Raw genomic sequence first — 26,998 nt, forward strand, 5'->3', positions numbered from 1 at the left:
GGTCAGCGCAGTTCCGCGAGGCCTCTGCGGGTGGCGGCGACGACGACCCGGTCCCCCTTGTCCAGCACATGGCCCGGTGCCGTGTCCGTCCGCCCCTCGAGAGCCAGCACCCGCCAGGACCCGGCCCGGAAGGCGTCCCGTACCGTCCGTCCCTCCAGCTGGGGGTGCCCGGCGACATCGACCGCGGCGAACAGCAGCACCCGCCGCTCCACCGCGATGGCGCCCAGCACCTGCCGGCCCAGCATCGCCCCGGCGAACGCGGGCGCGGCCAGATGCGTGACGCTCCGGCTCCGGGTGAGGGCGTGCGGGTAGGCGGCCCGCAGGGTGCGGTACACGGCGGTGGCGAAGTCGTCGTCGTACAGCCGGAGCACCACCCGCAGATCGGGCCGTACGCTCCGCGCGTACAGCACGGCCTCCAGGTTGGTGGTGTCCGCGCTGGTCACCGCGAGCAGGGCGTACGCCCGGTGGATCTTCGCGGACTCCAGCACCCCTTCCTGGGTGACGTCCCCGAGCACCACCGGCACCCGCAGCCGCCGCGCGGTCGCAAGGCCCCGCGCGTCCGGGTCGGACTCGACGCACACGACGGGGATGTTCAGCTCGCGCAGCCGGATCAGCACCCGGGTGCCGATCTTCCCGAGCCCGAGCAGCACCACATGCCCGCCGAGACCGCGCGGCGGCTTCCGCAGGGCGGAGGCGGTGCGGAAGGTGCCCAGCGCCTCCAGCACGGCTGCCAGCAGCACCGGGAGCAGCAGCAACCCGACCAGTCCGGACAGGAGTTGGAGGATCTGCCGGGCGAGCGGCGCCCCGAGGGCGGGGTTGTCGATCGCGAACAGGTCGAGGAGGGTGTAGTAGAAGGCCCGCAGCGGGTGGATCCCCGGCGTGACCACCCACAGCGCGACGGCGAGCGCGAGCACGCACGCCACCATGCCCGCCAGCGACCACCGCAGCCGCCGGGAGAACAGCGAGGCGAGCGGCGGCACCCCGCCGCGTCCCGGCGCGGCCGACTCCCGGCCGCCCGCCGAGGACACCTGCTCCAGCACCACGGCCGCCCGCCCGGCGGCCTGCCCCACCTCGTCGTCGTCCGGCAACAGCCGGGGTTCCTGGTCCGCGCCGCCCTCGGGATCCGCGCCCGGCGGGGAGAGCAGGGCGAGCGTGCACAGTCCGGTGCCCGCCGACGGCCGTTCGACGGCCCGCAGCAGCAGCCCCTCGGTCTGGACGACCTTGCTGGTGCCGGCGACCGCGGTGGCGGCCAGCGCGGGCGCGGCGGTGTCGGCGTCGGACAGCACGGTGGTGGACGCGTCGGTGCCGCCCTCGCCGTCACCGGTGGCCAACGCGGCCGCCTGGTCGAGGAGTTCCTCGATGTGCTGGCCCAACCGCCGGTTGTAGAGCCGGAGGACGAGCCGCAGCCGCGGGTTGAGCCGACGGGCGGTCAGCGCGGCCCGGATGTTGGTCTCGTCGTCGTCGAAGACGAGGGCGAGCGCGGCGGCCCGTTCCACTCCGGCCCGGGCGAGCACGGACTCGGTGATCTCGGCGGCCTCCAGCACCCCTTCGGCCTCACCGCCGTTGCCGCCGCCGGCGGTGCTTCCGGCTCCGCCGGTGCTCGTGGCCGTCGCGGTCGAGCCGGAGCCGGAGCCGGAGCCGGAGCCGGGCCCCGAGCCGGGTCCGTTGCCGCCGCGGCCGACCGCGGCGTTCACCACGCGGTCGAACAGCGCGGCCGAAGCGGACCGGGCTCGTCCGACCACCGGAGGTCTGGCGGTGCGCCCGTTCGGCGGTACCACGAGGGTGACCTGCTCGCCGTAGACTCCGCGCAACTCGGCGGCCAGCCGGTGCGCGAGCCCGTCGTCACCGCACACCACCATGTGCGGGGCCCTGGGCCCACCTTGATACGGAACGCTCCCCACGAGGGAAAAGACTGCCCCAAGGAGAGGAGTGGTTCCAGCAACGGTGTGAACACCCTGGGGACGACTCGCGTACCGAAGGGGAGGGAGCGAACCAGGACAGCCAGCCGGAGGTAATCGCACGTGGCCATCACGGAAGACGCCCCGCCCGGCGCGGAGACCGGCCCCGCCGGCGATCCGGGCGGCGGGGAGAGCCGCAGGCTCAGCTCCCCGCTCGTGCTGACGCTGACCCTGCTCCTCGCGGTGCTCGCCCAGTCCCCGATCCGCGGGCTCCTCGGCACCCCGCTGATGCAGAGCTGGATGACGGTGTTCGTCGCGGTGACGGTCCAGGCACTGCCCTTCCTCGTCCTCGGTGTGCTGCTGTCGGCGGCGATCGCGGTGTTCGTGCCGCCGTCCTTCTTCGCGCGGGCCCTGCCGCGCCGCCCCGCCCTCGCCGTGCCGGTCGCCGGGGTCGCGGGGGCGATCCTGCCGGGCTGCGAGTGCGCGTCGGTCCCGGTGGCGGGCGCCCTCGTCCGCAGGGGCGTCACCCCGGCCGCGGCCCTCGCCTTCCTCCTCTCCGCCCCCGCGATCAACCCGATCGTCCTCACCGCCACCGCCGTCGCTTTCCCCCGCGATCCGGCGATGGTCCTCGCCCGGTTCCTGGCGAGCCTGCTGGTGGCGTGCGCGATGGGCTGGCTGTGGCAGCGCCTGGGCCGCACCGACTGGCTGCGCCCCCCGGCCCACGGCGCGCACGAGGGCGCGACCAAGGGGGAGGCGTTCTGGGGCTCGGTACGGCACGACACCATGCACGCGGGCGGCTTCCTGGTGCTCGGGGCGATGGCCGCGGCCACGCTGAAGGCGGCGACCCCCGCGGACTGGCTGCGCGCGGCGGCCGGAAACCCCGTCTTCTCCGTGCTCGCCCTCGCCGTGCTCGCCGTACTGCTGTCCATCTGCTCGGAGGCGGACGCGTTCGTCGCGGCCTCCCTCACCCAGTTCTCCCTGACGGCCAAGCTGGTGTTCCTGGTGGTGGGCCCGATGATCGACCTCAAACTGTTCGCGATGCAGGCCGGCACCTTCGGCCGTACCTTCGCCCTCCGCTTCGCGCCCGCCACCTTCGTGCTGGCCGTCGCGGGCGCCGTGGTGACCTCGGCGGTGCTCCTGTGAACCGCCATTCCCAGGCCGCCGTCATGTTCCTGCTCGGCGCCGCCCTGCTGCACGCGGGCAGCACCGACCTCTACCTCCGCTACGTCAAGGCGGCCCTGCAACCGCTGCTGCTGGCCTCCGGCGCGGTCCTCGTCCTGGCTGCGCTGGCGACGGTCTGGTACGAGCGCCGGCGGGCCAGGGCCGCCACCGGGGAGCACGGCCACAGCCACCCCGAACCCCGCGTCTCCTGGCTGCTGTTGCTCCCCCTGCTCGCCCTCATCCTCGTCGCCCCGCCCGCCCTCGGCTCCTACAGCGCCCTGCGCTCCGGCACGGCCCTGCAGAAGCCGTACACCTACGGCAAGCTGCCCGCCGCCGACCCCGCCCCGCTCTCCGTGGTCGACTACGCCTCCCGCGCGGCCTACGACCACGGCCGTTCCCTGCACGGCCGCCAGGTCCGCGTCACCGGCTTCCTCGCCCTGGACCACTCGGGCGCGCCGTATCTGGTCCGCATGGCCCTCAACTGCTGTGCGGCGGACGCCCAGCCGGTGAAGGTCGCGCTGACCGGCACCCTGCCGCCGGTCCTGCGGCCGGACGCCTGGCTGGAGGTCACCGGCACCTACAGTCCCCGCCTGGCCCGCGACCCCGTCAACAACGGCCCCATCCCCTATCTGAAGGTCACCTCGGCGACACCGGTGCCGGTGCCGCACGACCCGTACGACGAGACCTGGAACAACTGACGCCGGGCGCCTAAGCCTTCGTCTCCTTCGAGTCGAAGCGCTCCAGGTCCCGCAGCCACGCCTGCGCCGTGCCGTCCGACGGGGCACGCCAGTCGCCGCGCGGGGAGAGGGAGCCGCCCGCCGAGACCTTCGGGCCGTTCGGCATGGCCGAGCGTTTGAACTGGGAGAAGGCGAAGAAGCGGCGGATGAAGACCTCCAGCCAGTGCCGGATCTGCGCCAGGTCGTAGGTGCCGCGCTCGGCCTCCGGGAAGCCGGGGGGCCAGGCGCCGGACTCCTTGTCGTGCCAGGCGTGCCAGGCGAGGAAGGCGATCTTCGAGGGGCGGAAGCCGTAGCGCAGCACGTGGAAGAGGGTGAAGTCGTGCAGCGCGTACGGGCCGATCTTCGACTCCGTGGACTGCATCTCCTCGCCGGGCACCAGCTCGGGGCTGATCTCCGTGTCGAGGATCGCGGTGAGGATCTTGCCGGTCTCCTCGTCGAACTGCTCGCTGCCGACGACCCAGCGGATGAGGTGCTGGATCAGCGTCTTGGGCACGCCGGAGTTGACGTTGTAGTGGCTCATCTGGTCGCCGACGCCGTACGTCGACCAGCCGAGCGCCAGCTCGGAGAGGTCGCCGGTGCCGAGCACGATGCCGCCGCGCTGGTTGGCCAGCCGGAACAGGTAGTCGGTGCGCAGGCCCGCCTGGACGTTCTCGAAGGTGACGTCGTACACCGGCTCGCCGGAGGCGAAGGGGTGGCCGATCTCCTTCAGCATCAGCCGTGCGGTCGGCGTGATGTCCAGCTCGGCCGCGGTGACGCCGAGGGAGCGCATCAGCCGGTGGGCGTTGTCCTTGGTGTGGTCGCTGGTGGCGAAGCCGGGCAGGGTGAAGGCCAGGATGTCGCTGCGCGGGCGCCCGGCGCGGTCCATCGCGCGGGCGGCGACGATCAGCGCGTGCGTGGAGTCCAGGCCGCCGGAGACACCGATGACGACCTTCGGGCCGCCGATCGACGCGAGCCGCTGCTGCAACCCCGCGACCTGGATGTTGTACGCCTCGTAGCAGTCGAGGGCGAGGCGCTCGGCGTCGGCCGGGACGAACGGGAAGCGCTCCACGCGGCGGCGCAGGCCCAGGTCGGCGGCGGCCGGCGGGGTGAGTTCGAAGGACACCGTCCGGAAGTCGCCGGTGCGCGCGGCGTGGGTGCGCCGGTTCTCGCCGAACGTGCCCATCCGCTGCCGCTCCTGCCGCAGCAGGTCCAGGTCCACGTCGGCCACCGCGTACTGCTCGCCCAGCGGGAAGCGTTCGGTCTCGGCCAGCAGCGCGCCGTTCTCGTAGATCAGAGTCTGGCCGTCCCAGGACAGGTCGGTGGTCGACTCGCCGAGGCCGGCCGCCGCGTAGACGTACGCGGCGACGCAGCGGGAGGACGCCGAGCGGCACAGCAGCTTGCGGTCCTCGGCCCGGCCGACGGTGATCGGGCTGCCCGAGAGGTTGACGAGGACGGTCGCCCCGGCCAGCGCCGCCTCCGCGCTCGGCGGCACCGGCACCCACATGTCCTCGCAGATCTCCGCGTGCAGCACGAGCCCGGGCACGTCCGCCGCCGCGAAGAGCAGGTCCACGCCGAACGGCGCGTCCGCGCCGCCGAGCCGGATCGTTCCGCCACGCTCGTCGTCGCCCCCGGCGATCTGCCGGCGCTCGTAGAACTCCCGGTAGTTCGGCGGGTACGACTTCGGTACGACGCCGAGGACCCGGCCGCGGTGCACGAGCACCGCGCAGTTGAAGATCCGGTCGCGGTGGCGCAGCGGGGCGCCGACGACCAGCACCGGCAGCAGGTCCGCCGACTCGGCGACGATCGTGGCGAGCGCCGTCTCGACGTCGTCGAGCAGCGCGTCCTGCAGCAGCAGGTCGTCGATCGCGTACCCGGACAGGCACAGCTCGGGGAACACGGCGACGGCGACGCCCTCCTCGGCGCACCGGCGCGCGTGGCGCAGGACCGCCTCGGCGTTGGCGGGCGGGTCGGCGATGACGGTGTGGCCCGTACACGCGGCGACTCGGGCGAAGCCATGCTGATAGATCGACCAGAAGTTCAACGCGGCGTCCCTCACAGCCGAAGCGAATCTTGTACAGAAGGAAGCCTAAATCCCCGCCGGGCGGGGGCCCCGGCCGGTCAGTCAGGAGAGCCCCGAGGCCCGGAGCACCGCCTGCACCGTCTCGTCGTCGATGCGCCGGCCCAGGCGGTACAGGACTTCCGCACCCCGGCGCAGCGTCCCGCGTTCCAGGGAGCGGTGGACACCGGTGTCGAGTTCGTGCCAGAGCAGGGGGTTGGCCGCGAGGATGCGGGGGTCGAGTTCCAGGCGGTGGCCGTGGACGTCCCGCAGGACCAGGTGGGAGGAGACGCCGTCGTACTGCCGTACGGAGACCAGCGCGTCCGTACGGACCACGTGCCGGCGCCAGGGCGTGCGGACCGCGAGCCAGCCGGGGCCCGCGCTGACCCGCTGGGGGAGCAGGACGGCGCACACCGCGGCCGACAGGGTGACCCAGAGCAGGGCGCGCAGGGGGGTCAGGCTGCCCGCGTCCCAGTCGACCAGGAGGCACAGGGCGCAGAAGGTCAGGGCGCAGGTGAGCGCCAGCCGGGCGCTGCCGCGCCAGTGGCGGTCGCCGGCCGAGCCTGGCGGTCCGCTCCGTCGCATGAGGCCGACGCTAGGCGGCCGTGCGGGCTGCGGCGGCCGCTGCATACGGGGTCCTAGCGCCGTACGGGTGCATCTTGACGGAATCCTGACGCCGGTCGGCGCAGTCGGTCCTCAGCCGGTGTGCACGCGGGGGCGCAGGGGCCGGTTCGGTTCCGCCTCGCGCAGGACCTCGCGGGTGACCGGGGCGACCTCGCCCTGGCCGAAGAGGAAGAAACGCAGGAAGTTGGCGAAGGGGTTGCCCTCGGTCCACTCGAAGTAGATGTGCGGGGTGCAGCCGGTGGCGTCGCGGGCGTGCAGGAGGAGCGCGGCGAGGGCGTTGGGGATGGAGGAGGACTCCAGGGTCAGCACGCGGTAGCGGTTGTGCAGGACCTCGCCGCGCACGTTCAGGCCCGCCTCGAACTCGGAGGGGTCGGTGACCGTGACCTCGACGAAGACGAAGTCCTCCGAGGCCGGGATGTCGTTGTCGGCCCTGATCTGCTCGACCTTGTCGCGGTACTCGGTCTTGTCCCGCCGGCCGGGCTTGTTCGCGATGAAGCGGATGCGGCGGTGCGACATGTCCCGGATGAACCGTTCCGCCATGTCGTCCAGCTCGATATGGGTGACGCGCAGCTCGAAGGCGCGGGCCAGCCGGGAGAGGAAGGAGACGAGCATGATGCCGACGATGAAGCAGGCACCGATCTTCACGCCGTCCGGGCGCTCGATGACGTTGGCCACGGTGACGTAGAGCAGGACCGCGGACACGGTGGCGAAGGCGACGGTCCAGCCGCGCTGGGCCGCCCGGTGGGAGGCGATGGTCACGGCGATCGCCGCGGACGACATCAGGACCAGCACGCCGGTGGCGTAGGCGCCGCCCTGCTTGTCGACGTTGGCGTCGAAGAGCCAGGTGACCAGGAAGGCGACCAGGGTGAAGACGATGACCATCGGGCGCACCGCGCGGGCCCATTGCGGGGCCATGCCGTAGCGGGGCAGATAGCGCGGCATCAGGTTGAGCAGGCCGGCCATGGCGGAGGCGCCGGCGAACCAGAGGATGGCGATGGTCGACAGGTCGTAGACCGTGCCGAAGGCGCCACCGAGGTACTCGTGGGCGAGGTAGGCGAGCGCGCGGCCGTTGGCCTTGCCGCCGGGCTTGAACTCGGCGGCCGGGATGAGCACCGTGGTGATGAAACTGGTGGTGATCAGGAAGACGCTCATGATCAGCGCGGCCGTGGTGAGCAGCTTCTTGGTGTCGCGGATCCGGCCGCTCGGCTTCTCCTCCGTGTCCCCCGGATCGCCCTGGACGTGGGGCATGACCGCGACGCCGGTCTCGAAGCCGGACAGGCCGAGGGCGAGCTTGGGGAAGACCAGCAGGGACACGCCGATCATGGCGAAGACGTTGCCGTGCGCGGCGGTCAGGGCGCTGGTCCAGTCGGTGACCACGTGCCCGGCGGTGAGCACGTGCCACAGGCCGGCCGCCACGACCACCGCGTTCAGGGCGAGGTAGACCACCACCAGGGCGAACGCGACGCCGATCGCCTCCAGGAAGCCCTTGAGGAACACCGCGCCCAGCAGGGCCACCAGCAGCAGCGTGATCAGCATCTGCAGGCCGTGCAGGGTGCTCGTCAGGTGCGGGTTCTCGATGAGGTGGGTGGAGGCGTCGGCGGCCGACAGGGTGATGGTGATCAGGAAGTCGGTGGCGGCGAAGCCCAGCAGCGTCAGGACGAACAGCTTGCCCTTCCAGAAGGACAGCAGCCGCTCCAGCATGGCGATGGAGCCCTCGCCGTGCGGGCTCTCCTCGGCCACCCTGCGGTAGACGGGAAGGGCGCCGGCGAGGGTGACGGCGACGAGGACCAGGGTGGCGACGGGGGAGAGCAGGCCGGCCGCCAGGGCCGCGATGCCGGGCTGGTAGCCGAGGGTGGAGAAGTAGTCGACACCGGTCAGGCACATCACCCGGTACCAGTGCTGGCCCCGGTGCGGGGGCTCCGGCTCGGCGTGCGGGCCGGTGTGGCCCCCGGCCCTGCCCATGTCGGACAGGCCCTGCAGCATCCAGGCGCGCAGCCGACCGGTATGAGGAGCGTGTTCGGAGGTGGCCATCGGCGTGCTCCCGACGTGCGGCTCAGCGTGAGGTTCCGGCCATCACGCGACGGCGGCACCAGCGTAAGCAGACGGTGCCGCGCGGGCCCATGGGTCATGCCGCCGGGCTGTCGAGCCTGTGCGGGGACCGGCGGCGAGCGCTGGCCGGACATCGGGGTTCGAGGCTCCGCCTTCGCGCGGGGAGCGATTGCGCCGTACGGGGGATCCGGCGCCCGTCAGGCACCGAGGCGGCGGCTGCCCACCGGGCTGCCGAGGGCACCGCGGGTTCCCCGAGGGCGCGGGGCTTGCCCGGGCGCCGGACCGCACGGAGCAGCGGCAGGCGCGGTCCCGGCAGCTTCAGGCCCCCGGCGCGACCCCGTCGACGTACGACACGCAACCGGCCGCCTGCGCCCAAGGCCGGCGGAGTTCAGGTGAGCCGCTCACACATCGGACAGCCGGGCCTCCTCGAGGTCCAGCGCCCGCTGCAGCCGCCGCCGCGTGGTGTCACTGATCGCATGCGCGTCGTACAGCCGCTGCAGTTCACCGGTCTCCACGGCGATCAGGTCGCGCCGCAGCTGCCGGTAGACCCGGTCGGCGGACTCGGTGGCCACGCCCCCGGTGCCGTTGGTCCGGGCGAGGCCGTCGCGGGCGTCGTCGAGGCGGGCGTTCAGGCCGCGGCGCAGCCGGTCCAGGACGACGTCCGGTACGACCTCCAGCTCGGCGAGCTCCTCCAGGCGGGCGAGGCCGGCGTGGGCGAGGTGGGAGCGGGCCTCGGCCTCCTCGCGCGCGGTGTGGGCGGGCTCCAGGGCGATGCCGGAGGCGCGGACGACCGGGGCGAGGGTGAAACCCTGGACGACGAGGGTGACCACGACGACCGAGGTGGTCAGGACCAGGACCAGCGGCCGGTCGGTGAGCGGACCGCCGTTCCTCATGACCTCGGGTATGGACAGCGCGGCGGCCAGCGGCATCACCCCGCGGGTGCCCGCCCAGGTCAGCACCACCGGCACCCGCCAGTTCAGCCGGCCGGCCCCGCCCTTGCGCTGCACCACGGCCGACAGGGGCGCCAGCCACAGCAGGCGTACGGCGACGAGGGTGGCGGCGACGGCCAGGGCGTACAGCGGCCAGGCCCGGTCGCCGTCCGCCAGGGCCCGTACCTGGGAGGGCAGGGCCAGCCCTATCAGGCTGAAGACGACGCTCTCCAGGAGGAACACCACCGTGCCGTACACCGCGTGCAGCTGGAGCCGTATGCGTGCGTTGGTGAGCCGGTCGCCCCGGCCGCCCAGCACCACCCCGGCCACCACGCAGGAGGTCACCCCGGAGGTGTGCGCCACCTCGGCCAGCAGGTAGGCGGCGTACGGGGTGACCAGGGCGATCACCGTCTCCAGCACCGGGTCCTCGGTGCGGCGCCGGATCAGGGTGACCACGGCGGCCACGGCCGCCCCGATCACCGTGCCGCCGCCCGCGAGCAGGAAGAACTCGCCGCTCGCCGCGCCCCAGTCGGCGGCGGCCGCGGCGACGGCGATGCCCGCCGCCACCCGGACCAGCACCAGGGAGGTCGCGTCGTTGAACAGGCTCTCCGCCTGGACGAGGACCTGGACCCGGGGCGGCAGGGCGAGCCGGCGGCCGAGCGCGGTCACCGCCACCGGGTCGGTGCTGGCCAGCACCGCGCCCAGCACGAACGCCATCTGCCAGGACAGGGGGGTGACCAGCACCGCCACCGCGGCGACGGCCGCCGCGGAGGCGAGCACCAGGCCGATGGCGAGGATCCCGACCGGCTTCCACACCGCCCGCAGCTCCCGCCAGGGCATGTCCTCGGCGCTCGCGTACAGCAGCGGGGGCAGCACGACGAGGCCGATGATCTGCGGGCTGATCTGGATCTGTGGGGTGCCCGGCAGCAGCGCCACGGCGAGGCCGGCGACCACGAGGAGGGAGGGGGCGGGGATGCGCCAGCGGCGCGCGAAGGTGGCGACCACCGTGGCGAGGACCACGAGGGCGAGAACCGTACCGACGCTGCGCATGCCGTCCCCCTGGAGTTGCGGAAGCCGCTCCGGCTCCCGGCCGACCAGACTTCCCGGCACACCTGCCCTCACCCTATCGGGCCAGGTCACGTCAAGACAGTGTCAAGGTCCACCGGACCGGCGCCAAGGAACCGCTAACACGCGCACCGGCCGCCCTTCGAAGCGGCTTCCTTGGGAGCAGGAACCCTCCCGTGAAGGGGAGTTGGATGGTGAGCGGAGCGCGTCGGCGGCGATGAGTGACGTACGGCCCGGACGACTGAAGGTCTACCTCGGGGCGGCCCCGGGGGTCGGCAAGACCTACCGGATGCTCGACGAGGGGCGCCGCCGCGCCACCCGCGGCGCGGACGTGGTGGTGGGGTTCGCGGAGTGCCACGGGCGCCCGCGCACCGAGGCGATGCTCGACGGCCTGGAGACCGTCCCGCGCCTCGCCTGCACCTACCGCGGCGGGGGCTTCGAGGAGATGGACGTGGCCGCGGTGCTGGCGCGCCGTCCGCAGGTGGCGATCGTGGACGAGTTCGCCCACAGCAACGTCCCCGGCGACGGCCGCAACGCCAAGCGCTGGCAGGACATCGAGGTGCTGCTGGACGCGGGTATCGACGTGATCACGGCGCTCAACGTCCAGCACCTGGAGTCCCTCAACGACGTGGTCGAGAAGATCACCGGGGTGCCGCAGCACGAGACGGTGCCGGACGAGGTCGTACGGCGGGCCGGGCAGGTCGAGCTGGTGGACATGCCGCCCGAGGGGCTGCGCCGGCGCATGGCGCACGGGAACATCTACGCCCCGGAGAAGATCGACGCCGCGCTGGCCAACTACTTCCGGCCCGGCAATCTGACGGCCCTGCGGCAGCTGGCGCTGCTGTGGACGGCCGACCGGGTGGACGAGGCGCTGCAGGAGTACCGCTCGGCGCACGGCATCGGCGGAGTGTGGGAGACCCGGGAGCGGGTCGTCGTGGCCCTGACCGGCGGGCCGGAGGGCGACACGCTGGTACGGCGGGCCGCCCGCATCGCCGACCGGTCCGCCGGCGGCGATCTGCTCGCGGTGCACGTGGCCCGCAGCGACGGTCTCGCGGCCGGGGTCTCGCACGCCTCACTGGCCCGGCAGCGCCGGCTGGTGGAGGACCTCGGCGGCAGCTACCACTCGGTCGTCGGCGACGACGTGGCGACCGCCCTGGTGGAGTTCGCCCGCGCCGAGAACGCCACCCAGCTGGTGCTGGGAACCAGCAGGCGGGGGCGGCTGGCCCGGTTCCTGACCGGGCCCGGCACCGGGGAGACGGTGACCGAGCTGTCCGGCGACATCGACGTGCACCGGGTCACCCACGAGCGGGCAGGGCGCGGCACCCTGCTGCCGTCCCGGCGCCGCACGCTGTCGACGGCCCGGCTGATCGCGGGCCCGGTGGCCGGACTGGTGCTGCCGGTCCTGCTCACCGCCGTCCTCGCCCAGCTGCGCGGCACGCTGAACCTGACCAGTGAGGCCCTGCTGTTCCTGCTCGCCGTGGTGGGCGTGGCCTGCATAGGCGGGGTCGCCTCCGCGGTGATCGCGTCGGTGACGGCGTCCCTGCTGCTCAACTACTGGTTCATCCCGCCCATCGGCGCCTTCACCCTGGACGACCCCAACGCGCTGCTCGCCCTCGCGGTGTTCGCGGTCGTCGCGGCCACCGTCGCCGCCGTCGTCGACCGGTCCCTGCGCCTGTCGCGCCGCTCGGCCCGCGCGACGGCCGAGGCGGAGACCATGTCGTCGCTGGCCGGCAGCATCGTGCGCGGCGAGGCGACCATCCCGGCGCTGCTGGAGCGGACCCGGGAGACCTTCGGCATGGAGTCGGCGGACCTGGTGGACGAGCCGCCCGACACGCCCGCGGTGACGGCCGTTCCGGCGGGCGCCGGTGCCTTCCTCGCGCTGCGCGGACGTACCCTCTCCTCCTCCGAGCGGCGGGTGCTGGCCGCGTTCGCCGCGCACGTCGGCTCCGCGGTGGAGCGGGCCCGGCTGGCCGAGGCGGCGGCCGAGGTGGAGCCGGTGAAGGCCGCCGACCGGCTGCGTACGGCGCTGCTGCGGGCCGTCGGCCACGACCTGCGCACCCCGCTGGCCGCCGGGTGGGCCGCCGTCACGTCCCTGCGCAGCCGGGACGTCGCCTTCTCCGAGGAGGACCGCGACGAACTCCTCGCCACCGCCGACGAGTCCATGGCCAAGCTCAACCGCCTGGTGGAGAACCTGCTCGACCTCAGCCGCCTGGAGGCCGGCGCGCTCACCCTGAACCTGCGCGCGACCTCCCTGGAGGAGGTGCTGCCCATGGCGCTGGCGGACGTGCCGGAGGTCGAGGTGGCGGACGTGGAGGACATCCCGGCGGTGCTGGCCGACCCGCCGCTGCTGGAACGGGTGATCGCCAACCTCGTCGGCAACGCCGCCCGGCACACCCCGCCCGGGAAGAAGGTGCTGGTCACCGCGAGTGCCCTGGCCGGGCGGGTGGAGCTGCGGGTGGTGGACCGGGGGCCCGGGCTCCCGGCCGACGGCCGCGACCGCCTCTTCGAGCCCTTCCAGCGGCTCGGCGACACCGACAACACCACGGGCCTCGGCCTCGGCCTCGCCCTCGCGCGCGGCCTGACCGAGGCGATGAACGGCACCCTGAGCCCCGAGGACACCCCCGGCGGCGGCCTGACCATGGTCGTGTCGCTGCCGTTCGCGGCACAGCCGGCCGGCGCCGAACCGGCCGAGCAGAACGTGGGAGGAGCGTGACTCACTCCAGGCCGGAGGCCCGGAACACGGCACGGGCGGTCTCGCGGTCCACACGCCGGGCGAGGCTCCCCAGGGCGGTCGTGCCGCACAGCAGCAGGCCGTCGGCCGCCGACTTCCGCGCGCCCTCGTCCAGGCGGAGCCACAACCGGGGGTTGCGCACCAGGACTTGGGGGTCGATCTCGACGCGGCCGCCGAGGGCGTCGCGCAGCAGCAGCCGTGGGGAGACCCCGTCCAGGCAGCGGACCGACACCAGCAGGTCCGTCCGCACCCGGTGCTCGCGCAGCAGCCGGCGTGAGGCGAGCCAGCCGCCGCCGGCGGACACCCGGGCGGGACACAGCACGACGAAGAGCAGCCCGGAGAGGGCGAACCAGAGCGCGGCGCGCCACAGGACGGTCCGGCCGGAGCCCCAGTCGATCAGGAACAGCAGGGTGAGCAGTGCGCCGGCGCAGCGGACGGCGCTCCACCGCTCCCGCGTCCAGTCCAGGTCGGTCGCCGCCTCACCCGGTGCGTCAGGGCGTCCCATGGCGCCGACGGTAGTGACCCGGGGAAGCACAACGGCGGACCTTGATGCGGCTCTGACGACGCGACCCGTCAAGATCGCGTCAAGGCGGGCCGGTTGAGCGCGAAGATGCCGCAAGGACCGGTCGGACGCGGTGGGAAACGGTCGGAACCTGGGTGCACCCGCGCACACTTCAGTCCTCGTGCGCGGTCGCAGCACGATAGGAGCACGCGCCCATGTCCGTCCTGACCACCGAGCCGGATGCCGTCCCCGCCGGCGAGGAGCCGCCTGATACCGGCGAGCGCCACCGGCTGACCGCCGTCACGGGGCTCGCGGCACTCTCCCTGGACGCGATGGCGTCGGTGGCCTACGGGCCGGAGGCGATCGTCCTCGTGCTCGCCGCCGCGGGCGCGCACGGGCTCGGCTTCACGCTGCCGGTCACGCTCGCCATCGCGGCCCTGCTGGCGGTGCTGTTGGCCTCCTACCGGCAGGTGATCGCGGCCTTCCCGGACGGCGGCGGCTCCTACGCCGTGGCGAAGACGCATCTGGGGGCGCGGACCAGCCTGGTGGCCGCCGCCTCGCTGGTGCTGGACTACGTACTCAACGTCGCCGTCGCGGTCACGGCGGGTGTGGCCGCCCTGACCTCCGCCTTCCCCGCCCTCTACGGCGACCGGCTGTGGCTGTGCCTGGCCGTGCTCGCGCTGATCACCGGCGTCAACCTGCGGGGGATCGTGGAGTCGGCGAAGGCGTTCATCGTGCCCACGGTCGTCTTCGTGGGCGCGATCTTCGTACTCATCGTCGCGGGCCTGTTGCGGTCGGCTCCGGTGAGTACGGTCACCGCGGCCGGGCATGCCTCGGTCGTCGCGGACAACGCCACGAGCGTCGGTGTCCTGCTCCTGCTGAAAGCTTTCGCTTCGGGGTGTTCCGCGCTGACCGGCGTCGAGGCCATCGCCAACGCCGTCCCCTCCTTCCGCGTCCCGCGGGTCCGCCGTTCCCAGCGCGCGGAGGTCGCCCTCGGCGCCGTGCTCGGGCTGATGCTGATCGGCCTGTCGGTGCTGATCGGGCGCTTCCACCTCCAGCCGGTCGAGGGCGTGACGGTCCTCGCCCAGCTCGCGGACGCCTCGCTCGGCCACAACTGGGCTTTCTACGTCATCCAGTTCGCGACGATGATTCTGCTGGCGCTCTCGGCGAACACCTCCTTCGGCGGGCTGCCGGTGCTGCTGAAGCTGCTCGCCCGTGACAACTACGCGCCGCACGTCTTCGCCCTGAAGGCCGACCGCCAGGTGCACCGGCACGGCGTCCTCGCGCTCGCCGTCGTCTCCGCCGCGCTGCTGGTCTTCTCCGGCGGCGACACCAACACCCTGGTGCCGATGTTCGCCATCGGTGTGTTCGTCGGCTTCACGATCGCCCAGGTGGGGATGGTGCGGCACTGGCGCCTGGAGCGGGGCTCCGGCCGGCGCGGGAAGGCGCTGCTCAACGGCTTCGGTGCGGTGCTGACCGGGGTCGCGGCCGTCGTCGTCACGGCGAGCAAGTTCACCGAGGGGGCGTGGCTGATCGTCGTCGCTCTGCCGTTGCTGGTGCTGGGCTTCACCACCGTGCACCGCGCCTACGGCCGGATCGGTGAGCGGCTCGGACTCGGCCGTATCCCGCAGGCCCCGTACCGCGAGCGCTCGCTGGTGGTCGTTCCCGTGTCGTCCCTGTCCCGGCTGACCTCGGAGGCCCTGTCGGCGGCGGCCTCGCTCGGTGACGAGGTCCGTGCGGTGACCGTGTGCTACCCGGACCCCGAGGACCGGACCCAGTTGCACGCGCTGGAGCGGTCCTGGGCGGAATGGGACCCCGGTGTGCCCCTCGTGCGGCTGTCCTGCGCGCGGCGCAGCCTGGGCCGCCCCATCGCCGAGTACGTCCGTGAGGTGGCCGCCGCCGAGCCCGGCACCCGGGTCACCGTGCTGATCCCGGAGGCGGAGCCGGAGCGGCTGTGGCAGCGGATGCTGCAGAACCAGCGGGGCGCGGTCGTCGCGCACGCCGTGCGGCGGGAGACGGACGCGGTGATCTGCCGGCTGCGCTTCCGCCTGTGAGACGGGTCACCGGCTGTCACACCTGCTTACCGACCGGTACGGATCAGCGGTCGTAAGGGACCCGTCAAAGCCGTGAGCGTGGCCGTAAGAGGGTCGTCAACGGGTGACCGGATCCGGCCAGACAGGCGCTTTCCTCGTACACGTCCGTTTCAACCGAACCTCACTCCAGGAGTTCGCGATGGCCGATCTGGCCTTCGTCGTCACCGTGCTCGCGGGTTTCGCGCTGGTGGCTCTCGTCGCCAAGGGGGTGACGAAGCTGTGACCGTCGAAAACGTCGTCGGACTGGTCGTGGCCGTCGCCCTGCTGGGCTATCTCGTCCTCGCCCTGATCTTCCCGGAGAGGTTCTGAGACACGACATGGGTCCCGTACTTGCAGGCGTACTCCAGCTGACCGCCCTGATAGGCGCGCTGGCCCTCGCCTACATCCCGCTCGGCACCTACATGGCCAAGGTCTACTCCTCGCGGGGGCACCTGCGCGTCGAGAAGTGGATCTACAAGGCCATCGGTGCCAACCCTGACACCGAGATGACCTGGCCCGCGTACCTGCGCGGTGTGCTGGCCTTCTCCGCCGTCAGCGTCCTCTTCCTCTACCTGCTGCAGCGGCTGCAGGGCGTGCTGCCCGGCTCGCTGCACTTCTCCTCGGTCAACCCGGCGCAGTCGTTCAACACGGCCGTGTCCTTCGTGACCAACACCAACTGGCAGTCGTACTACGGCGAGCAGACCATGGGTCACGTCGTGCAGACCGCCGGTCTGGCCGTGCAGAACTTCCTCTCGGCGGCCGTCGGTATCGCCGTTGCGGTGGCTCTCGTTCGGGGGTTCGCGCGCTCGCGCACCGGTGAACTGGGCAACTTCTGGTCGGACTTGGTGCGCGGCACGCTGCGCATCCTGGTGCCGATGTCGGTCGTCGCCGCGGTGATCCTGGTCGCCTGCGGCGCCATCCAGAACTTCTCCGGCATCCACGAGGTCGGTCAGTTCATGGGCGGCTCGCAGCAGTGGAACGGCGGCGCGGTCGCCTCGCAGGAGGCCATCAAGGAGATCGGCACCAACGGCGGCGGCTACTTCAACGCCAACTCCGCCCACCCCTTCGAGAACCCGACCCCGTTCACGAACCTCTTCGAGATCTTCCTGATCCTCGTCATCCCCTTCTCGCTGACCCGCACCTTCGGCGTGATGGTCGGCAACGTGAAGCAGGGCTACGCGATCCTCGCCACGATGTTCACCATCTGGCTGGGCTTCACCGCGCTGATGATGTGGACCGAGTTCGCCCACCACGGCCCGGCGCTGCAGGCGGCCGGCGGGGCGATGGAGGGCAAGGAGGTCCGCTTCGGCGTCGGCGGCTCGTCGATCTTCGCGGTGGCGACCACGCTCACCTCGACCGGTGCGGTGGACTCCTTCCACTCCTCCTTCACGGGCCTCGGCGGCGGCATCACGATGCTGAGCATGATGCTGGGCGAGATCACGCCCGGCGGTACCGGCTCCGGCCTGTACGGCATCCTGATCATGGCGGTCATCGCGGTGTTCATCGCCGGTCTGATGGTCGGCCGTACGCCCGAGTACCTGGGCAAGAAGATCGGCGGCCGCGAGATGAAGCTCGCCGCCTGCTACATCCTCATCACCCCCGCCCTGGTGCTGGTGTTCACGGCGGCCTCCATGGCGCTGCCGACGCCGCCGCACTCGATGCTCAACTCCGGTGCGCACGGGTTCTCCGAGGTGCTGTACGCGTTCACGTCCGCGTCGAACAACAACGGTTCGGCCTTCGCCGGGCTGAACGCGAACACCGACTGGTACAACACCACGACCGGACTCGCGATGCTGCTCGGCCGCTTCCTGCCGATGGTGTTCGTGCTGGCGCTGGCCGGCTCCCTCGCCGAGCAGAAGCCGGTACCGGTGACCGCGGGCACCCTGCGCACCGAGAAGCCGCTGTTCACCGGTCTGCTGGTGGGCGCGATCCTGATCATCACCGGTCTGACCTACTTCCCGGCCCTCGCGCTGGGTCCGCTGGCCGAGGGGCTGGCGTCATGACGACCGACATCAAGAAGCAAGAGGACTCCATGTCCACTCCCACCCTTGCGCCCCACACGGACGCGCCGACCGGGCACAAGCCCGCCGAGGGCCGTGTCGGAGCGGGCCTCTTCGAACCCAGGCAGCTGCTGAAGTCCCTGCCGGAAGCCTGCCGCAAGCTCGACCCGCGGGTGATGGTCAAGTCCCCCGTGATGTTCGTGGTGTGGATCGGCTCCGTGCTGACCACGATCTTCTCCTTCCAGCACCCGGGCGACTGGTTCGGCTGGACCATCAGCGCCTGGCTGTGGCTGACGGTGATCTTCGCCAACCTGGCGGAGGCCGTGGCCGAGGGCCGGGGCAAGGCGCAGGCCGACACCCTACGCAAGGCCAAGACCGACACCGTGGCCCGCCGGCTGCTCGCGGACGGCTCCGAGGAGCAGGTGCCGGGTACCGCGCTGACCATCGGTGACCTGGTGGTCTGCGAGGCCGGTGATGTCATCCCCGGTGACGGTGACGTCGTCGAGGGTGTCGCCTCGGTGGACGAGTCGGCGATCACGGGTGAGTCGGCTCCGGTGATCCGTGAGTCCGGTGGCGACCGGTCCGCGGTGACCGGCGGTACGAAGGTGCTGTCCGACCGGATCGTCATCAAGATCACGACGAAGCCCGGCGAGACGTTCATCGACCGGATGATCAACCTGGTCGAGGGCGCCGCCCGGCAGAAGACGCCCAACGAGATCGCGCTGAACATCCTGCTCGCCTCGCTGACCATCGTCTTCCTGCTGGCGGTGGCCACCCTCCCGCCGTTCGCGGACTTCGCCCACACGCACCTGACGATGGTGGTGCTGGTGGCCCTGCTGGTCTGCCTGATCCCGACCACGATCGGCGCCCTGCTGTCCGCGATCGGTATCGCGGGCATGGACCGGCTGGTGCAGCGCAATGTGCTGGCCATGTCCGGTCGTGCGGTCGAGGCCGCCGGTGACGTCTCCACACTGCTGCTGGACAAGACCGGCACCATCACCCTCGGCAACCGTCAGGCGGCGGAGTTCGTGCCGGTGAAGGGCACCACCGAGGCGGAGGTCGCGGACGCGGCCCAGCTGTCGTCCCTCGCGGACGAGACGCCAGAGGGCCGCTCGATCGTCGTCCTGGCCAAGGAGAAGTACGGGCTGCGCGAGCGGCACCAGGGCGAGCTGGTCGGCGCCGAGTGGATCGAGTTCACCGCCCAGACCCGTATGTCGGGTGTGGACGTCGACGGCCGGAAGATCCGCAAGGGCGCGACCGCCTCGGTGATCGCCTGGGTCGAGGAGCAGGGCGGCACGGTCGCCGAGGACGCGGACGGCATGGCCAACCGGATCTCCGAGGCCGGCGGCACCCCGCTGCTCGTCGCCGTCCACGACGACAGGGGCGCCCGCGTCCTGGGTGTCATCCACCTGAAGGACGTCGTGAAGGAGGGCATGCGGGAGCGGTTCGAGGAGCTGCGCCGCATGGGCATCAAGACCGTCATGATCACGGGTGACAACCCGCTGACCGCGAAGGCGATCGCCGAGGAGGCGGGCGTCGACGACTTCCTCGCGGAGGCCACCCCCGAGGACAAGATGGCCCTCATCAAGCGGGAGCAGGCCGGCGGCAAGCTGGTCGCGATGACCGGCGACGGCACCAACGACGCCCCGGCGCTCGCGCAGGCGGACGTCGGCGTGGCGATGAACACCGGTACGTCGGCCGCCAAGGAGGCCGGCAACATGGTCGACCTCGACTCCAACCCGACCAAGCTGATCGAGATCGTGGAGATCGGCAAGCAGCTGCTGATCACGCGCGGTGCGCTGACGACGTTCTCCATCGCCAACGACGTCGCGAAGTACTTCGCGATCATCCCGGCGCTGTTCGCGGCGGTCTACCCGGGCCTGGACAAGCTGAACATCATGCACCTGTCCTCGCCCGACTCCGCGATCCTGTCCGCGGTCGTCTTCAACGCGCTGATCATCATCGCGCTGGTGCCGCTGTCCCTGAAGGGCGTGCAGTACCGGCCGGTCAGCGCGGACAAGATGCTGCGGCGCAACCTCGGGATCTACGGCATCGGCGGCCTGATCGCGCCCTTCATCGGCATCAAGATCATCGACATGCTCATCTCCCTCATCCCCGGGCTGTGACTCTTCAAAGGCGTGCTGATCACCATGAACAACTCCGTAACCAACACCGTCCGGTTGCTCGGGGCGGGCCTCAGGGCCCTCCTCGTGCTGACCCTGGTGACGGGCGTCATCTACCCACTGGTCGTCACCGGCATCGCCCAGGGGCTGTTCGGCGGCAAGGCGAACGGCTCGGAGATCAAGGCGGACGGCAAGGTCGTCGGCTCGTCGCTGATCGGGCAGTCGTACAACCTGCCGCTGAAGAAGGGCCAGACCAGCCCGGACCCGGACCTGAAGTGGTTCCAGGGCCGCCCGCAGAACGGGCTCGGCACCAACTCCGTCAACACGCGGTACCAGCTGATCCTGTCCGGGGCCACCAACTTGTCCGCCGACAGCGGCGCGGTGAACGGCAAGTGCCCGGACACGCCCGCGGACAAGACGCTCTGCGCCCAGGTGCTCGCCGCCAAGGACGCCGTCGTCAAGGACAACTCCGTTCCCGGCTACACCGTGAAGCCGGCCGACGTCCCCGCCGACGCCGTCACCTCCTCCGGCTCCGGACTGGACCCGGCCATCTCCCCGGAGTACGCCGAACTCCAGGTGCACCGGGTCGCCGCGAGGAACGGCCTGCCCGTCGCCCAGGTCGAAAAGCTGGTCAGGGACCACACGGCCGGCCGCACCCTGGGCTTCATCGGCGAGCCGCGGGTGAACGTCCTGGAGCTCAACATCGCGCTCAAGGACCTCGTGGCCACGAAGTGACGGCCTTACGCGATCCGCGACGGGAGTCGGCATCCGAGGGTGCCGACTCCCGCAGGCATGACAGGAGAGACACACACCCATGACCAGGGTGCTCGTGGTGGAGGACGACCCGCAGCTGGTACGGGCCCTCGTCATCAACTTGCAGGCACGTCACTACGGCGTGGACGCCGCCCCCGACGGCGCCACGGCCCTGCGGCTCGCCGCCTCGCGTCAGCCCGACGCGGTGCTGCTGGACCTCGGCCTGCCCGACATGGACGGCGTCGACATCATCAAGGGCCTGCGGGGCTGGAGCCGCGTTCCGATCCTGGTCCTGTCCGCCCGGCAGGCCTCCGACGAGAAGGTGGCCGCCCTCGACGCGGGTGCGGACGACTACGTCACCAAGCCGTTCAGCATGGACGAACTGCTCGCCCGGCTGCGGGCCGCCGTCCGCCGGACCGAGGACACACCGCTGGTCCCCGAGACGACACTGGTCGAGACCGAGCACTTCACCCTGGACCTGCTCGCGAAGAAGGCCGTACGGGACGGGCGGGACGTACGGCTGACCCCGACCGAGTGGCACCTGCTGGAGATCCTGGTCACCAACCCCGGTCGGCTGATCACCCAGAAACAGCTGCTCCAGGAGGTCTGGGGCGTCTCGCAGCGCAACAAGACCAACTACCTGCGGGTCTACATGGCCCAGCTGCGCCGCAAGCTGGAGTCGGACCCCTCCCAGCCCCGCTATCTGATCACCGAGCCCGGCATGGGCTACCGCTTCGAGGGATGACATGGCACGTGGCAGGCTCCGGATCTACCTCGGCGCGGCACCCGGCGTCGGCAAGACCTACGCGATGCTGTCGGAGGCACACCGCCGTATCGAGCGGGGCACCGACTGCGTGGTCGCCTTCGTGGAACACCACCACCGGCCGCGCACCGAGGTGATGCTGCACGGGCTGGAACAGGTGCCGCGCCGGGAACTCACCTACCGGGGCAGCGTCTTCACCGAGATGGACGTGGACGCCGTCCTCGCCCGCCGCCCGCAGGTGGCGCTCGTGGACGAGCTGCCCCACACCAACATCCCCGGCTCGCGCAACGCCAAGCGCTGGCAGGACGTGGAGGAGCTGCTGGCCGCCGGGATCGACGTGATCTCGACCGTCAACATCCAGCACCTGGAGTCACTCGGTGACGTGGTCGAGTCGATCACCGGGGTGCGGCAGCAGGAGACCGTCCCGGACGAGGTCGTACGCCGCGCGGACCAGATCGAGCTGGTCGACATGTCCCCGCAGGCCCTGCGCCGCCGGATGGCGCACGGCAACATCTACAAACCCGACAAGGTCGACGCGGCCCTGTCCAACTACTTCCGCCCCGGGAACCTGACCGCCCTGCGCGAGCTGGCGCTGCTGTGGGTGGCCGACCGGGTCGACGAGTACCTCAACGAGTACCGGCGCGAGCACCGGGTGTCCACCATCTGGGGCTCGCGGGAGCGGATCGTGGTCGGTCTGACCGGCGGCCCCGAGGGGCGCACCCTGATACGGCGTGCCGCGCGGCTGGCGGAGAAGGGCGCCGGCGGCGAGGTGCTGGCCGTCTACATCTCCCGCAGCGACGGCCTGTCCTCGGCCTCCCCGAAGGAACTCGCCGACCAGCGCACCCTCGTGGAGGACCTGGGCGGCACCTTCCACCAGGTCGTCGGCGACGACATACCGGCCGCCCTGCTCGACTTCGCGCGGGGCGTGAACGCCACCCAGATCGTGCTGGGCGTCTCCCGTCGCCGCAGCTGGCAGTACGTCTTCGGGCCCGGCGTCGGCGCCACGGTCGCCCGCGAGTCCGGTCCCGACCTCGACGTGCACCTCATCACGCACGACGAGGCGGGCAAGGGCCGCGGACTGCCGGTGGCGCGCGGCGCCCGCCTCGGCCGCTCCCGGGTCATCTGGGGCTGGGCCGTGGGAGTCATCGGCCCGGCCCTCCTCACCTGGCTCCTCACCAGCGCCACCCCGGATGTCGGCCTCGCCAACGACATGCTGCTGTACCTGACGCTGACGGTGGCCGCCGCCCTGCTCGGCGGGCTCTTCCCCGCGCTGGCCTCCGCGGTGGTCGGCTCCCTGCTGCTCAACTGGTACTTCACCCCGCCCGTCCACACCCTCACGATCGCCGACCCGAAGAACATCGTCGCCATCGCGATCTTCGTCGGGGTCGCCGTGTCCGTGGCCTCGGTGGTGGACCTCGCCGCCCGGCGCACCCACCAGGCGGCCCGGCTGCGCGCCGAGTCGGAGATCCTGTCCTTCCTCGCGGGCAACGTCCTGCGCGGCGAGACCACTCTGGAGGCACTGCTGGAGAGGGTCCGCGAGACCTTCGGCATGGAGTCGGTGGCCCTGCTGGAGCGCAGCGGCGAGACCGCTCCCTGGACCTGCGCCGGCAGTGTGGGACCCCGGCCGGCCGAGATCCCCGTGGACGCCGACGTCGACGTCCCCGTCGGCGACCACATGGCCCTCTCCCTGCGCGGCCGGGTGCTGCCCGCCGCCGACCGCCGGGTGCTGGCCGCGTTCGCCGCGCAGGCCGCCGTGGTCCTGGACCGGCAGCGGCTGCAGAGCGAGGCCGACCGGGCGAAGGAACTGGCCGAGGGAAACCGCATCCGCACCGCCCTGCTGGCCGCCGTCAGCCACGACCTGCGCACCCCGCTGGCCGGCATCAAGGCCGCGGTGACCTCGCTCAGGTCGGACGACGTCGAGTGGTCCGCGCAGGACCAGGCGGAGCTGCTGCAGGCCATCGAGGAGGGCGCGGACAGGCTCGACCACCTGGTCGGCAACCTCCTGGACATGTCCCGCCTGCAGACCGGCACGGTGACCCCGATCATCCGCGAGAGCGACCTGGACGAGGTCGTGCCCATGGCGCTGGGCGGCGTACCCGAGGACAGCGTGGAACTGGACATCCCCGAGACCCTGCCGATGGTGTACGTCGACCGGGGCCTGCTGGAGCGGGCGGTCGCGAACGTCGTGGAGAACGCGGTCAAGTACAGCCCGCCGGGGGAGCGGGTCCTGGTCTCGGCGAGTGCCCTCGCCGACCGGGTCGAGGTGCGGGTCGTGGACCGCGGGCCGGGTGTTCCGGACGAGGCCAAGGACCGCATCTTCGAGCCTTTCCAGCGGTACGGGGACGCTCCGCGGGGGGTCGGTGTCGGGCTCGGCCTCGCCGTCGCCCGGGGGTTCGCGGAGGCGGTCGGCGGGACGCTGGTCGCCGAGGACACGCCGGGGGGCGGGCTCACCATGGTGCTCGCGGTGCCGACTGCTCCGCAGCGCGGACGGTCCGGGGGGCTTGTCCTGTCGGACGGCCGCCGGTAGTGGTGGGCTGGTCGAGCATCTTCGAGCCTTTCCAGCGGTACGGGGACGCTCCGCGGGGGGTCGGTGTCGGGCTCGGCCTCGCCGTCGCCCGGGGGTTCGCGGAGGCGGTCGGCGGGACGCTGGTCGCCGAGGACACGCCGGGGGGCGGGCTCACCATGGTGCTCGCGGTGCCGACTGCTCCGCAGCGCGGACGGTCCGGGGGGCTTGTCCTGTCGGACGGCCGCCGGTAGTGGTGGGCTGGTCGCGCCCACGCGGCGGGGCCGCACATCGGCACAGCCCCGCGCCCCCGGGGAGGTGCGGTGCCGTCGGCTGCACAGTTCCCCCCGACGGCCTCAGGACTCCGGCGGCACCCTGTGCAACTCCCGCTCCAGGTGCCGCGTGTTCAGCCGCAGCCCCCAGGCGTTCCGCCGGTGTACCGCCGTCAGTTCCGCCTGCAGCGGCGACGGCGGGACCGCGAGGACGGGGCACGTGGCGTGGGCGAGGCAGTGGCGGCTGACCGACGGCCACAGTGCCCGGCGCAGCCGGCCCCGCTGTCCGGCGCCGACCACGAGCAGGTCGTCGTGGCGGTCGGCGGTCCGCACCAGCGCCGGTCCGGGGGCGCCCCGTACCACGAGCGCCTGCCCGGGCAGCCCGGTGTCCGTGCTGCCGAACACCTCGCGCAGCGCCCTGACGAGCCGCTCGCACGCCAGCCGTTCCCATTCTTCGGCCAGGGGGGTCGTGGACGGGAACCTGCGGGAGAGAGCGTCCCCCTCCGGCGGCTCCCACGCCAGCACCGGCCAGAGCTCGGCGCCCCGGCTCCTGGCCTCGTACGCGGCCCGGCCCAGGGCGGTCGCTCCGCCCAGTGAGCCGCTGACTCCCACCACGACCCGGGTGGCCGAAGGCGGGCGGTACTCGGACATCGGCTCCTCCTTGGAAATCCCTTCCATCACACCTCGCCCCGGAGCTCCCGAACAGGGCGCATGCCTGTTCCTGACGCCGTTCTGACGGCCCCTCCGCCGCCCGTGACCTGCGGCGTCAGCGTGCCGTCAAGGCCCGCCGGATCGCCGTCAGCGTCACGTCAGGGCTCGTCCCGGGAGCCCCGGAACCGGGCATACCGTCGACACCGCGCCCCGGTCCGCCTCCCCGCGTCCGGGGCATTCCAGAACCTCGCTCACTGCCTTCCGGGAGGCACCCCATGGCAGAACTCCGCTACGGCGAAGACCCCGAGCCCTCCGATCCGTTCCCGGCCGGACCCCTGTACGTTCCGGTCCGGCCGGGGCCCGCCGGGTGTGCGGCCCGGCTCTTCCGCACGCCGCTCGGCGACCGTACGGCCGTCGGCTTCACCTCCGCGCGCCGGCTGGCCGCCACCCTGGGCGCCGGCCAGGCCTGGATCCGCCTCGCCGAGCCGGCCCTGCGCGCCCTGACCGCCCCGCTGGGCGTCACCCACCTCACGGTGGACCCCCAGTTCACCGCGCCCGCTCCCGGGCCGGTGTCCGCCCCGGCACCCGCTTTCGCAGCCTGAGAGGGGAGGACGACGATGACCACGGTCCACGAACCCGCCACCGCCGCCGACCTGTTGGTGTGGCCCGCCTCCACCGCCGAACCGGTTCACGGCGACCTCACCGTGGGCGGCGTAGCGCTCGCCGAGGTCGCCGCCCGCTTCGGCACCCCCGTCTACGTCCTGGACGAGGCCGAGGTCCGCGACCGCTGCCGTACCTACCGGGACGCCTTCCCGGACGCCGAAGTCCTGTACGCGGCCAAGGCGTTCCTGTGCCGGGCCATGGCCCACTGGACGGACGAGGAGGGCCTCGGCCTGGACGTCTGCTCCGCCGGTGAACTCGAGCTCGCCGTCACCACCGGCTTTCCGCCCGAGCGGATCGTGCTGCACGGCAACGCCAAGTCCCCGCGCGACCTGGACACCGCCCTGCGCCTCGGCGTGGGCCGGATCGTCATCGACAGCCCCGCCGAGATCGCGCGGCTCGCCGCCGCCGTGGGGCCGGACGGCCACCAGAGGGTCATGGTCCGGGTCGTGCCCGGGATCAGTGCGGGCGGCCACGAGAAGATCCGCACCGGCACCGACGACCAGAAGTTCGGCCTGTCCATCGCCGACGGCCACGCCCAGCACGCCATCGCCCGCATACTCGACCAGCCACAGCTCGAACTCACCGGTCTGCACTGCCACCTGGGCTCGCAGATCACCAGCGTCAAGCCCTACCTCGTCGCCGTACGCCGCATGGTCGGGCTGATGGCCCGCCTGTACGAGCAGCACGGCCTGGTGCTGCCCGAACTCGACCTCGGCGGCGGCCACGGCATCGCCTACCGCCCCGGCGAGGCGGCGCTCGACCTCACCGCACTGGCCCGCAAGGTCCGCACCGAACTCGCCGACTCCTGCGCCACGGCCGGACTTCCCGTGCCGCGCCTGATCATCGAGCCCGGCCGGGCGATCGCGGGCCCCGCCGGGATCGCGCTGTACCGCGTGCTGTCCGTGAAGCACACGGGCGGCCAGGTCTTCGTGGCCGTGGACGGCGGCATGAGCGACAACCCGCGCCCGGCCCTGTACGGCGTCCGGTACGCACCGCGCCTGATCGGCCGGCCCGGCTCGGCGGAGCGCGCCCGGGTCACCGTGGTGGGCCGGCACTGCGAGGCGGGGGACGTCCTGGCCGCCGACGCGGAACTGCCCGCCGACACCCGCCCCGGTGACCTGCTCGCCGTCCCCGTGGCCGGCGCCTACCACCTGTCCATGGCCTCCGGCTACAACCTGGTCGGCCGCCCGCCCGTGGTCGCCGTACGCGACGGCTTCGCCCGCCTCCTGGTCCGCCGTGAGTCCCTGGAGGACATCCGGGGCCGGGATGTGGGCCTGTAGTCCGCTGCCGCCGCGCACGGGAGCAGCCCTGCCGGTGCCGGGCGGGCCGCTCGCTCCTCAGCACGGCACATCGACCGTGACCCTCGCCCCGCCCCCCCGAGTTCACGTCACCAGTGACCTGATGGCCGGAACCCTGCTCGGCGACCTGATCGGTGACTACGAACTCGCGATCAGCGGGCACTGACCC

21 protein-coding genes and 1 pseudogene are annotated in these 26,998 nt (G+C 72.4%); 15 read left to right on the forward strand and 7 right to left on the reverse strand.

What is annotated here, in order from left to right:
* Positions 1 to 2 precede the first annotated feature (2 nt).
* The gene (locus ABT288_RS04145; RefSeq protein ID WP_351602545.1) at positions 3 to 1,859 is read right to left on the reverse strand and encodes an NAD-binding protein; all 1,857 of its coding nucleotides are present in this window, start codon (positions 1,857 to 1,859) and stop codon (positions 3 to 5) included.
* Positions 1,860 to 2,021: 162 nt separating this feature from the next.
* On the opposite strand from ABT288_RS04145, the gene ABT288_RS04150 reads away from it, so the two are divergent.
* Together ABT288_RS04150 and ABT288_RS04155 are read left to right on the forward strand one after the other, a co-directional pair.
* Positions 2,022 to 3,041 carry a permease gene (locus tag ABT288_RS04150; RefSeq protein WP_351602547.1) on the forward strand — a complete coding sequence of 340 codons (1,020 nt, stop codon included), beginning with the start codon at positions 2,022 to 2,024 and terminating at the stop codon, positions 3,039 to 3,041.
* Entirely contained in the window at positions 3,038 to 3,757 is a 720-nt protein-coding gene (locus tag ABT288_RS04155; RefSeq protein WP_351602549.1) for a TIGR03943 family putative permease subunit, read from the forward strand. The genes ABT288_RS04150 and ABT288_RS04155 overlap by 4 nt, the downstream gene beginning before the upstream one ends.
* A 10-nt stretch (positions 3,758 to 3,767) precedes the next feature.
* On the opposite strand, the gene ABT288_RS04160 is transcribed toward ABT288_RS04155, so the two are convergent.
* The 4 genes from ABT288_RS04160 to ABT288_RS04175 form a co-directional block, all read right to left on the reverse strand.
* A complete protein-coding gene (locus ABT288_RS04160; RefSeq protein ID WP_351602551.1) occupies positions 3,768 to 5,816 on the reverse strand; it encodes an NAD(+) synthase in 2,049 nt (682 codons plus the stop codon).
* 81 nt (positions 5,817 to 5,897) lie between these two features.
* Positions 5,898 to 6,416 (reverse strand): hypothetical protein, encoded by a 519-nt coding sequence (locus tag ABT288_RS04165; protein WP_351602553.1) that lies wholly within the window; start codon positions 6,414 to 6,416, stop codon positions 5,898 to 5,900.
* 111 nt (positions 6,417 to 6,527) lie between these two features.
* Positions 6,528 to 8,486 (reverse strand): APC family permease, encoded by a 1,959-nt coding sequence (locus ABT288_RS04170; protein WP_351602555.1) that lies wholly within the window; start codon positions 8,484 to 8,486, stop codon positions 6,528 to 6,530.
* Positions 8,487 to 8,905: 419 nt separating this feature from the next.
* Positions 8,906 to 10,483, reverse strand: coding sequence for a Na+/H+ antiporter (locus tag ABT288_RS04175; RefSeq protein WP_351602615.1), 1,578 nt, complete (start codon positions 10,481 to 10,483; stop codon positions 8,906 to 8,908).
* A gap of 232 nt (positions 10,484 to 10,715) precedes the next feature.
* Here ABT288_RS04175 and ABT288_RS04180 point away from each other — a divergent pair, with 232 nt between their 5' ends.
* A complete protein-coding gene (locus ABT288_RS04180; protein ID WP_351602557.1) occupies positions 10,716 to 13,211 on the forward strand; it encodes an ATP-binding protein in 2,496 nt (831 codons plus the stop codon).
* Between the two features lies 1 nt (position 13,212).
* Here the strand turns inward: ABT288_RS04180 and ABT288_RS04185 are convergent, their stop codons facing one another.
* A complete protein-coding gene (locus tag ABT288_RS04185) occupies positions 13,213 to 13,734 on the reverse strand; it encodes a hypothetical protein (RefSeq protein ID WP_351602559.1) in 522 nt (173 codons plus the stop codon).
* Between the two features lie 212 nt (positions 13,735 to 13,946).
* Between ABT288_RS04185 and ABT288_RS04190 the strand changes: the two genes are divergently transcribed.
* The 9 genes and pseudogenes from ABT288_RS04190 to ABT288_RS04230 all read left to right on the forward strand — a co-directional run.
* The gene (locus ABT288_RS04190; protein WP_351602561.1) at positions 13,947 to 15,785 is read left to right on the forward strand and encodes an APC family permease; all 1,839 of its coding nucleotides are present in this window, start codon (positions 13,947 to 13,949) and stop codon (positions 15,783 to 15,785) included.
* Positions 15,786 to 15,888: 103 nt separating this feature from the next.
* The gene (locus ABT288_RS04195; protein ID WP_351602563.1) at positions 15,889 to 16,047 is read left to right on the forward strand and encodes a hypothetical protein; all 159 of its coding nucleotides are present in this window, start codon (positions 15,889 to 15,891) and stop codon (positions 16,045 to 16,047) included.
* Positions 16,044 to 16,133, forward strand: coding sequence for a K(+)-transporting ATPase subunit F (kdpF, locus tag ABT288_RS04200; RefSeq protein ID WP_037770757.1), 90 nt, complete (start codon positions 16,044 to 16,046; stop codon positions 16,131 to 16,133). Before ABT288_RS04195 ends, kdpF begins: the two co-directional genes overlap by 4 nt.
* 8 nt (positions 16,134 to 16,141) lie before the next feature.
* Positions 16,142 to 17,806, forward strand: a complete 1,665-nt coding sequence (gene kdpA / locus ABT288_RS04205) for a potassium-transporting ATPase subunit KdpA (RefSeq protein ID WP_351602565.1) — start codon at positions 16,142 to 16,144, stop codon at positions 17,804 to 17,806.
* Positions 17,803 to 19,929 (forward strand): potassium-transporting ATPase subunit KdpB, encoded by a 2,127-nt coding sequence (kdpB, locus tag ABT288_RS04210; RefSeq protein ID WP_351602567.1) that lies wholly within the window; start codon positions 17,803 to 17,805, stop codon positions 19,927 to 19,929. Before kdpA ends, kdpB begins: the two co-directional genes overlap by 4 nt.
* 24 nt (positions 19,930 to 19,953) lie before the next feature.
* The gene (locus tag ABT288_RS04215; RefSeq protein WP_351602569.1) at positions 19,954 to 20,661 is read left to right on the forward strand and encodes a potassium-transporting ATPase subunit C; all 708 of its coding nucleotides are present in this window, start codon (positions 19,954 to 19,956) and stop codon (positions 20,659 to 20,661) included.
* Between the two features lie 79 nt (positions 20,662 to 20,740).
* A complete protein-coding gene (locus tag ABT288_RS04220; RefSeq protein WP_351602571.1) occupies positions 20,741 to 21,424 on the forward strand; it encodes a response regulator in 684 nt (227 codons plus the stop codon).
* Position 21,425: 1 nt separating this feature from the next.
* Complete coding sequence (locus ABT288_RS04225; protein ID WP_351602573.1) at positions 21,426 to 23,969, forward strand: DUF4118 domain-containing protein; 2,544 nt, start codon at positions 21,426 to 21,428, stop codon at positions 23,967 to 23,969.
* A gap of 17 nt (positions 23,970 to 23,986) precedes the next feature.
* Positions 23,987 to 24,199, forward strand: a pseudogene (locus tag ABT288_RS04230) (ATP-binding protein); the annotation flags it as partial.
* Between the two features lie 102 nt (positions 24,200 to 24,301).
* Here ABT288_RS04230 and ABT288_RS04235 read toward each other — a convergent pair.
* Positions 24,302 to 24,868 carry a universal stress protein gene (locus ABT288_RS04235; protein WP_351602577.1) on the reverse strand — a complete coding sequence of 189 codons (567 nt, stop codon included), beginning with the start codon at positions 24,866 to 24,868 and terminating at the stop codon, positions 24,302 to 24,304.
* 275 nt (positions 24,869 to 25,143) lie between these two features.
* On the opposite strand from ABT288_RS04235, the gene ABT288_RS04240 reads away from it, so the two are divergent.
* Genes ABT288_RS04240 through ABT288_RS04250 form a run of 3 tightly spaced genes read left to right on the forward strand, consistent with a single transcriptional unit; the run spans position 25,144 to position 26,995 of the window.
* Positions 25,144 to 25,470: an SAV_915 family protein gene (locus ABT288_RS04240; protein ID WP_351602579.1), complete on the forward strand. Its 327-nt coding sequence runs from the start codon at positions 25,144 to 25,146 to the stop codon at positions 25,468 to 25,470.
* A 15-nt stretch (positions 25,471 to 25,485) separates the two neighbouring features.
* Entirely contained in the window at positions 25,486 to 26,811 is a 1,326-nt protein-coding gene (gene lysA / locus ABT288_RS04245; RefSeq protein ID WP_351602581.1) for a diaminopimelate decarboxylase, read from the forward strand.
* On the forward strand, positions 26,798 to 26,995 hold the full coding sequence (locus tag ABT288_RS04250; protein ID WP_351602583.1) for a hypothetical protein: 198 nt from the start codon (positions 26,798 to 26,800) through the stop codon (positions 26,993 to 26,995). The genes lysA and ABT288_RS04250 overlap by 14 nt, the downstream gene beginning before the upstream one ends.
* Positions 26,996 to 26,998: the final 3 nt, after the last annotated feature.

The sequence above is a fragment of the Streptomyces sp. NPDC001093 genome (assembly GCF_040298985.1).
GTDB lineage: Bacteria > Actinomycetota > Actinomycetes > Streptomycetales > Streptomycetaceae > Streptomyces.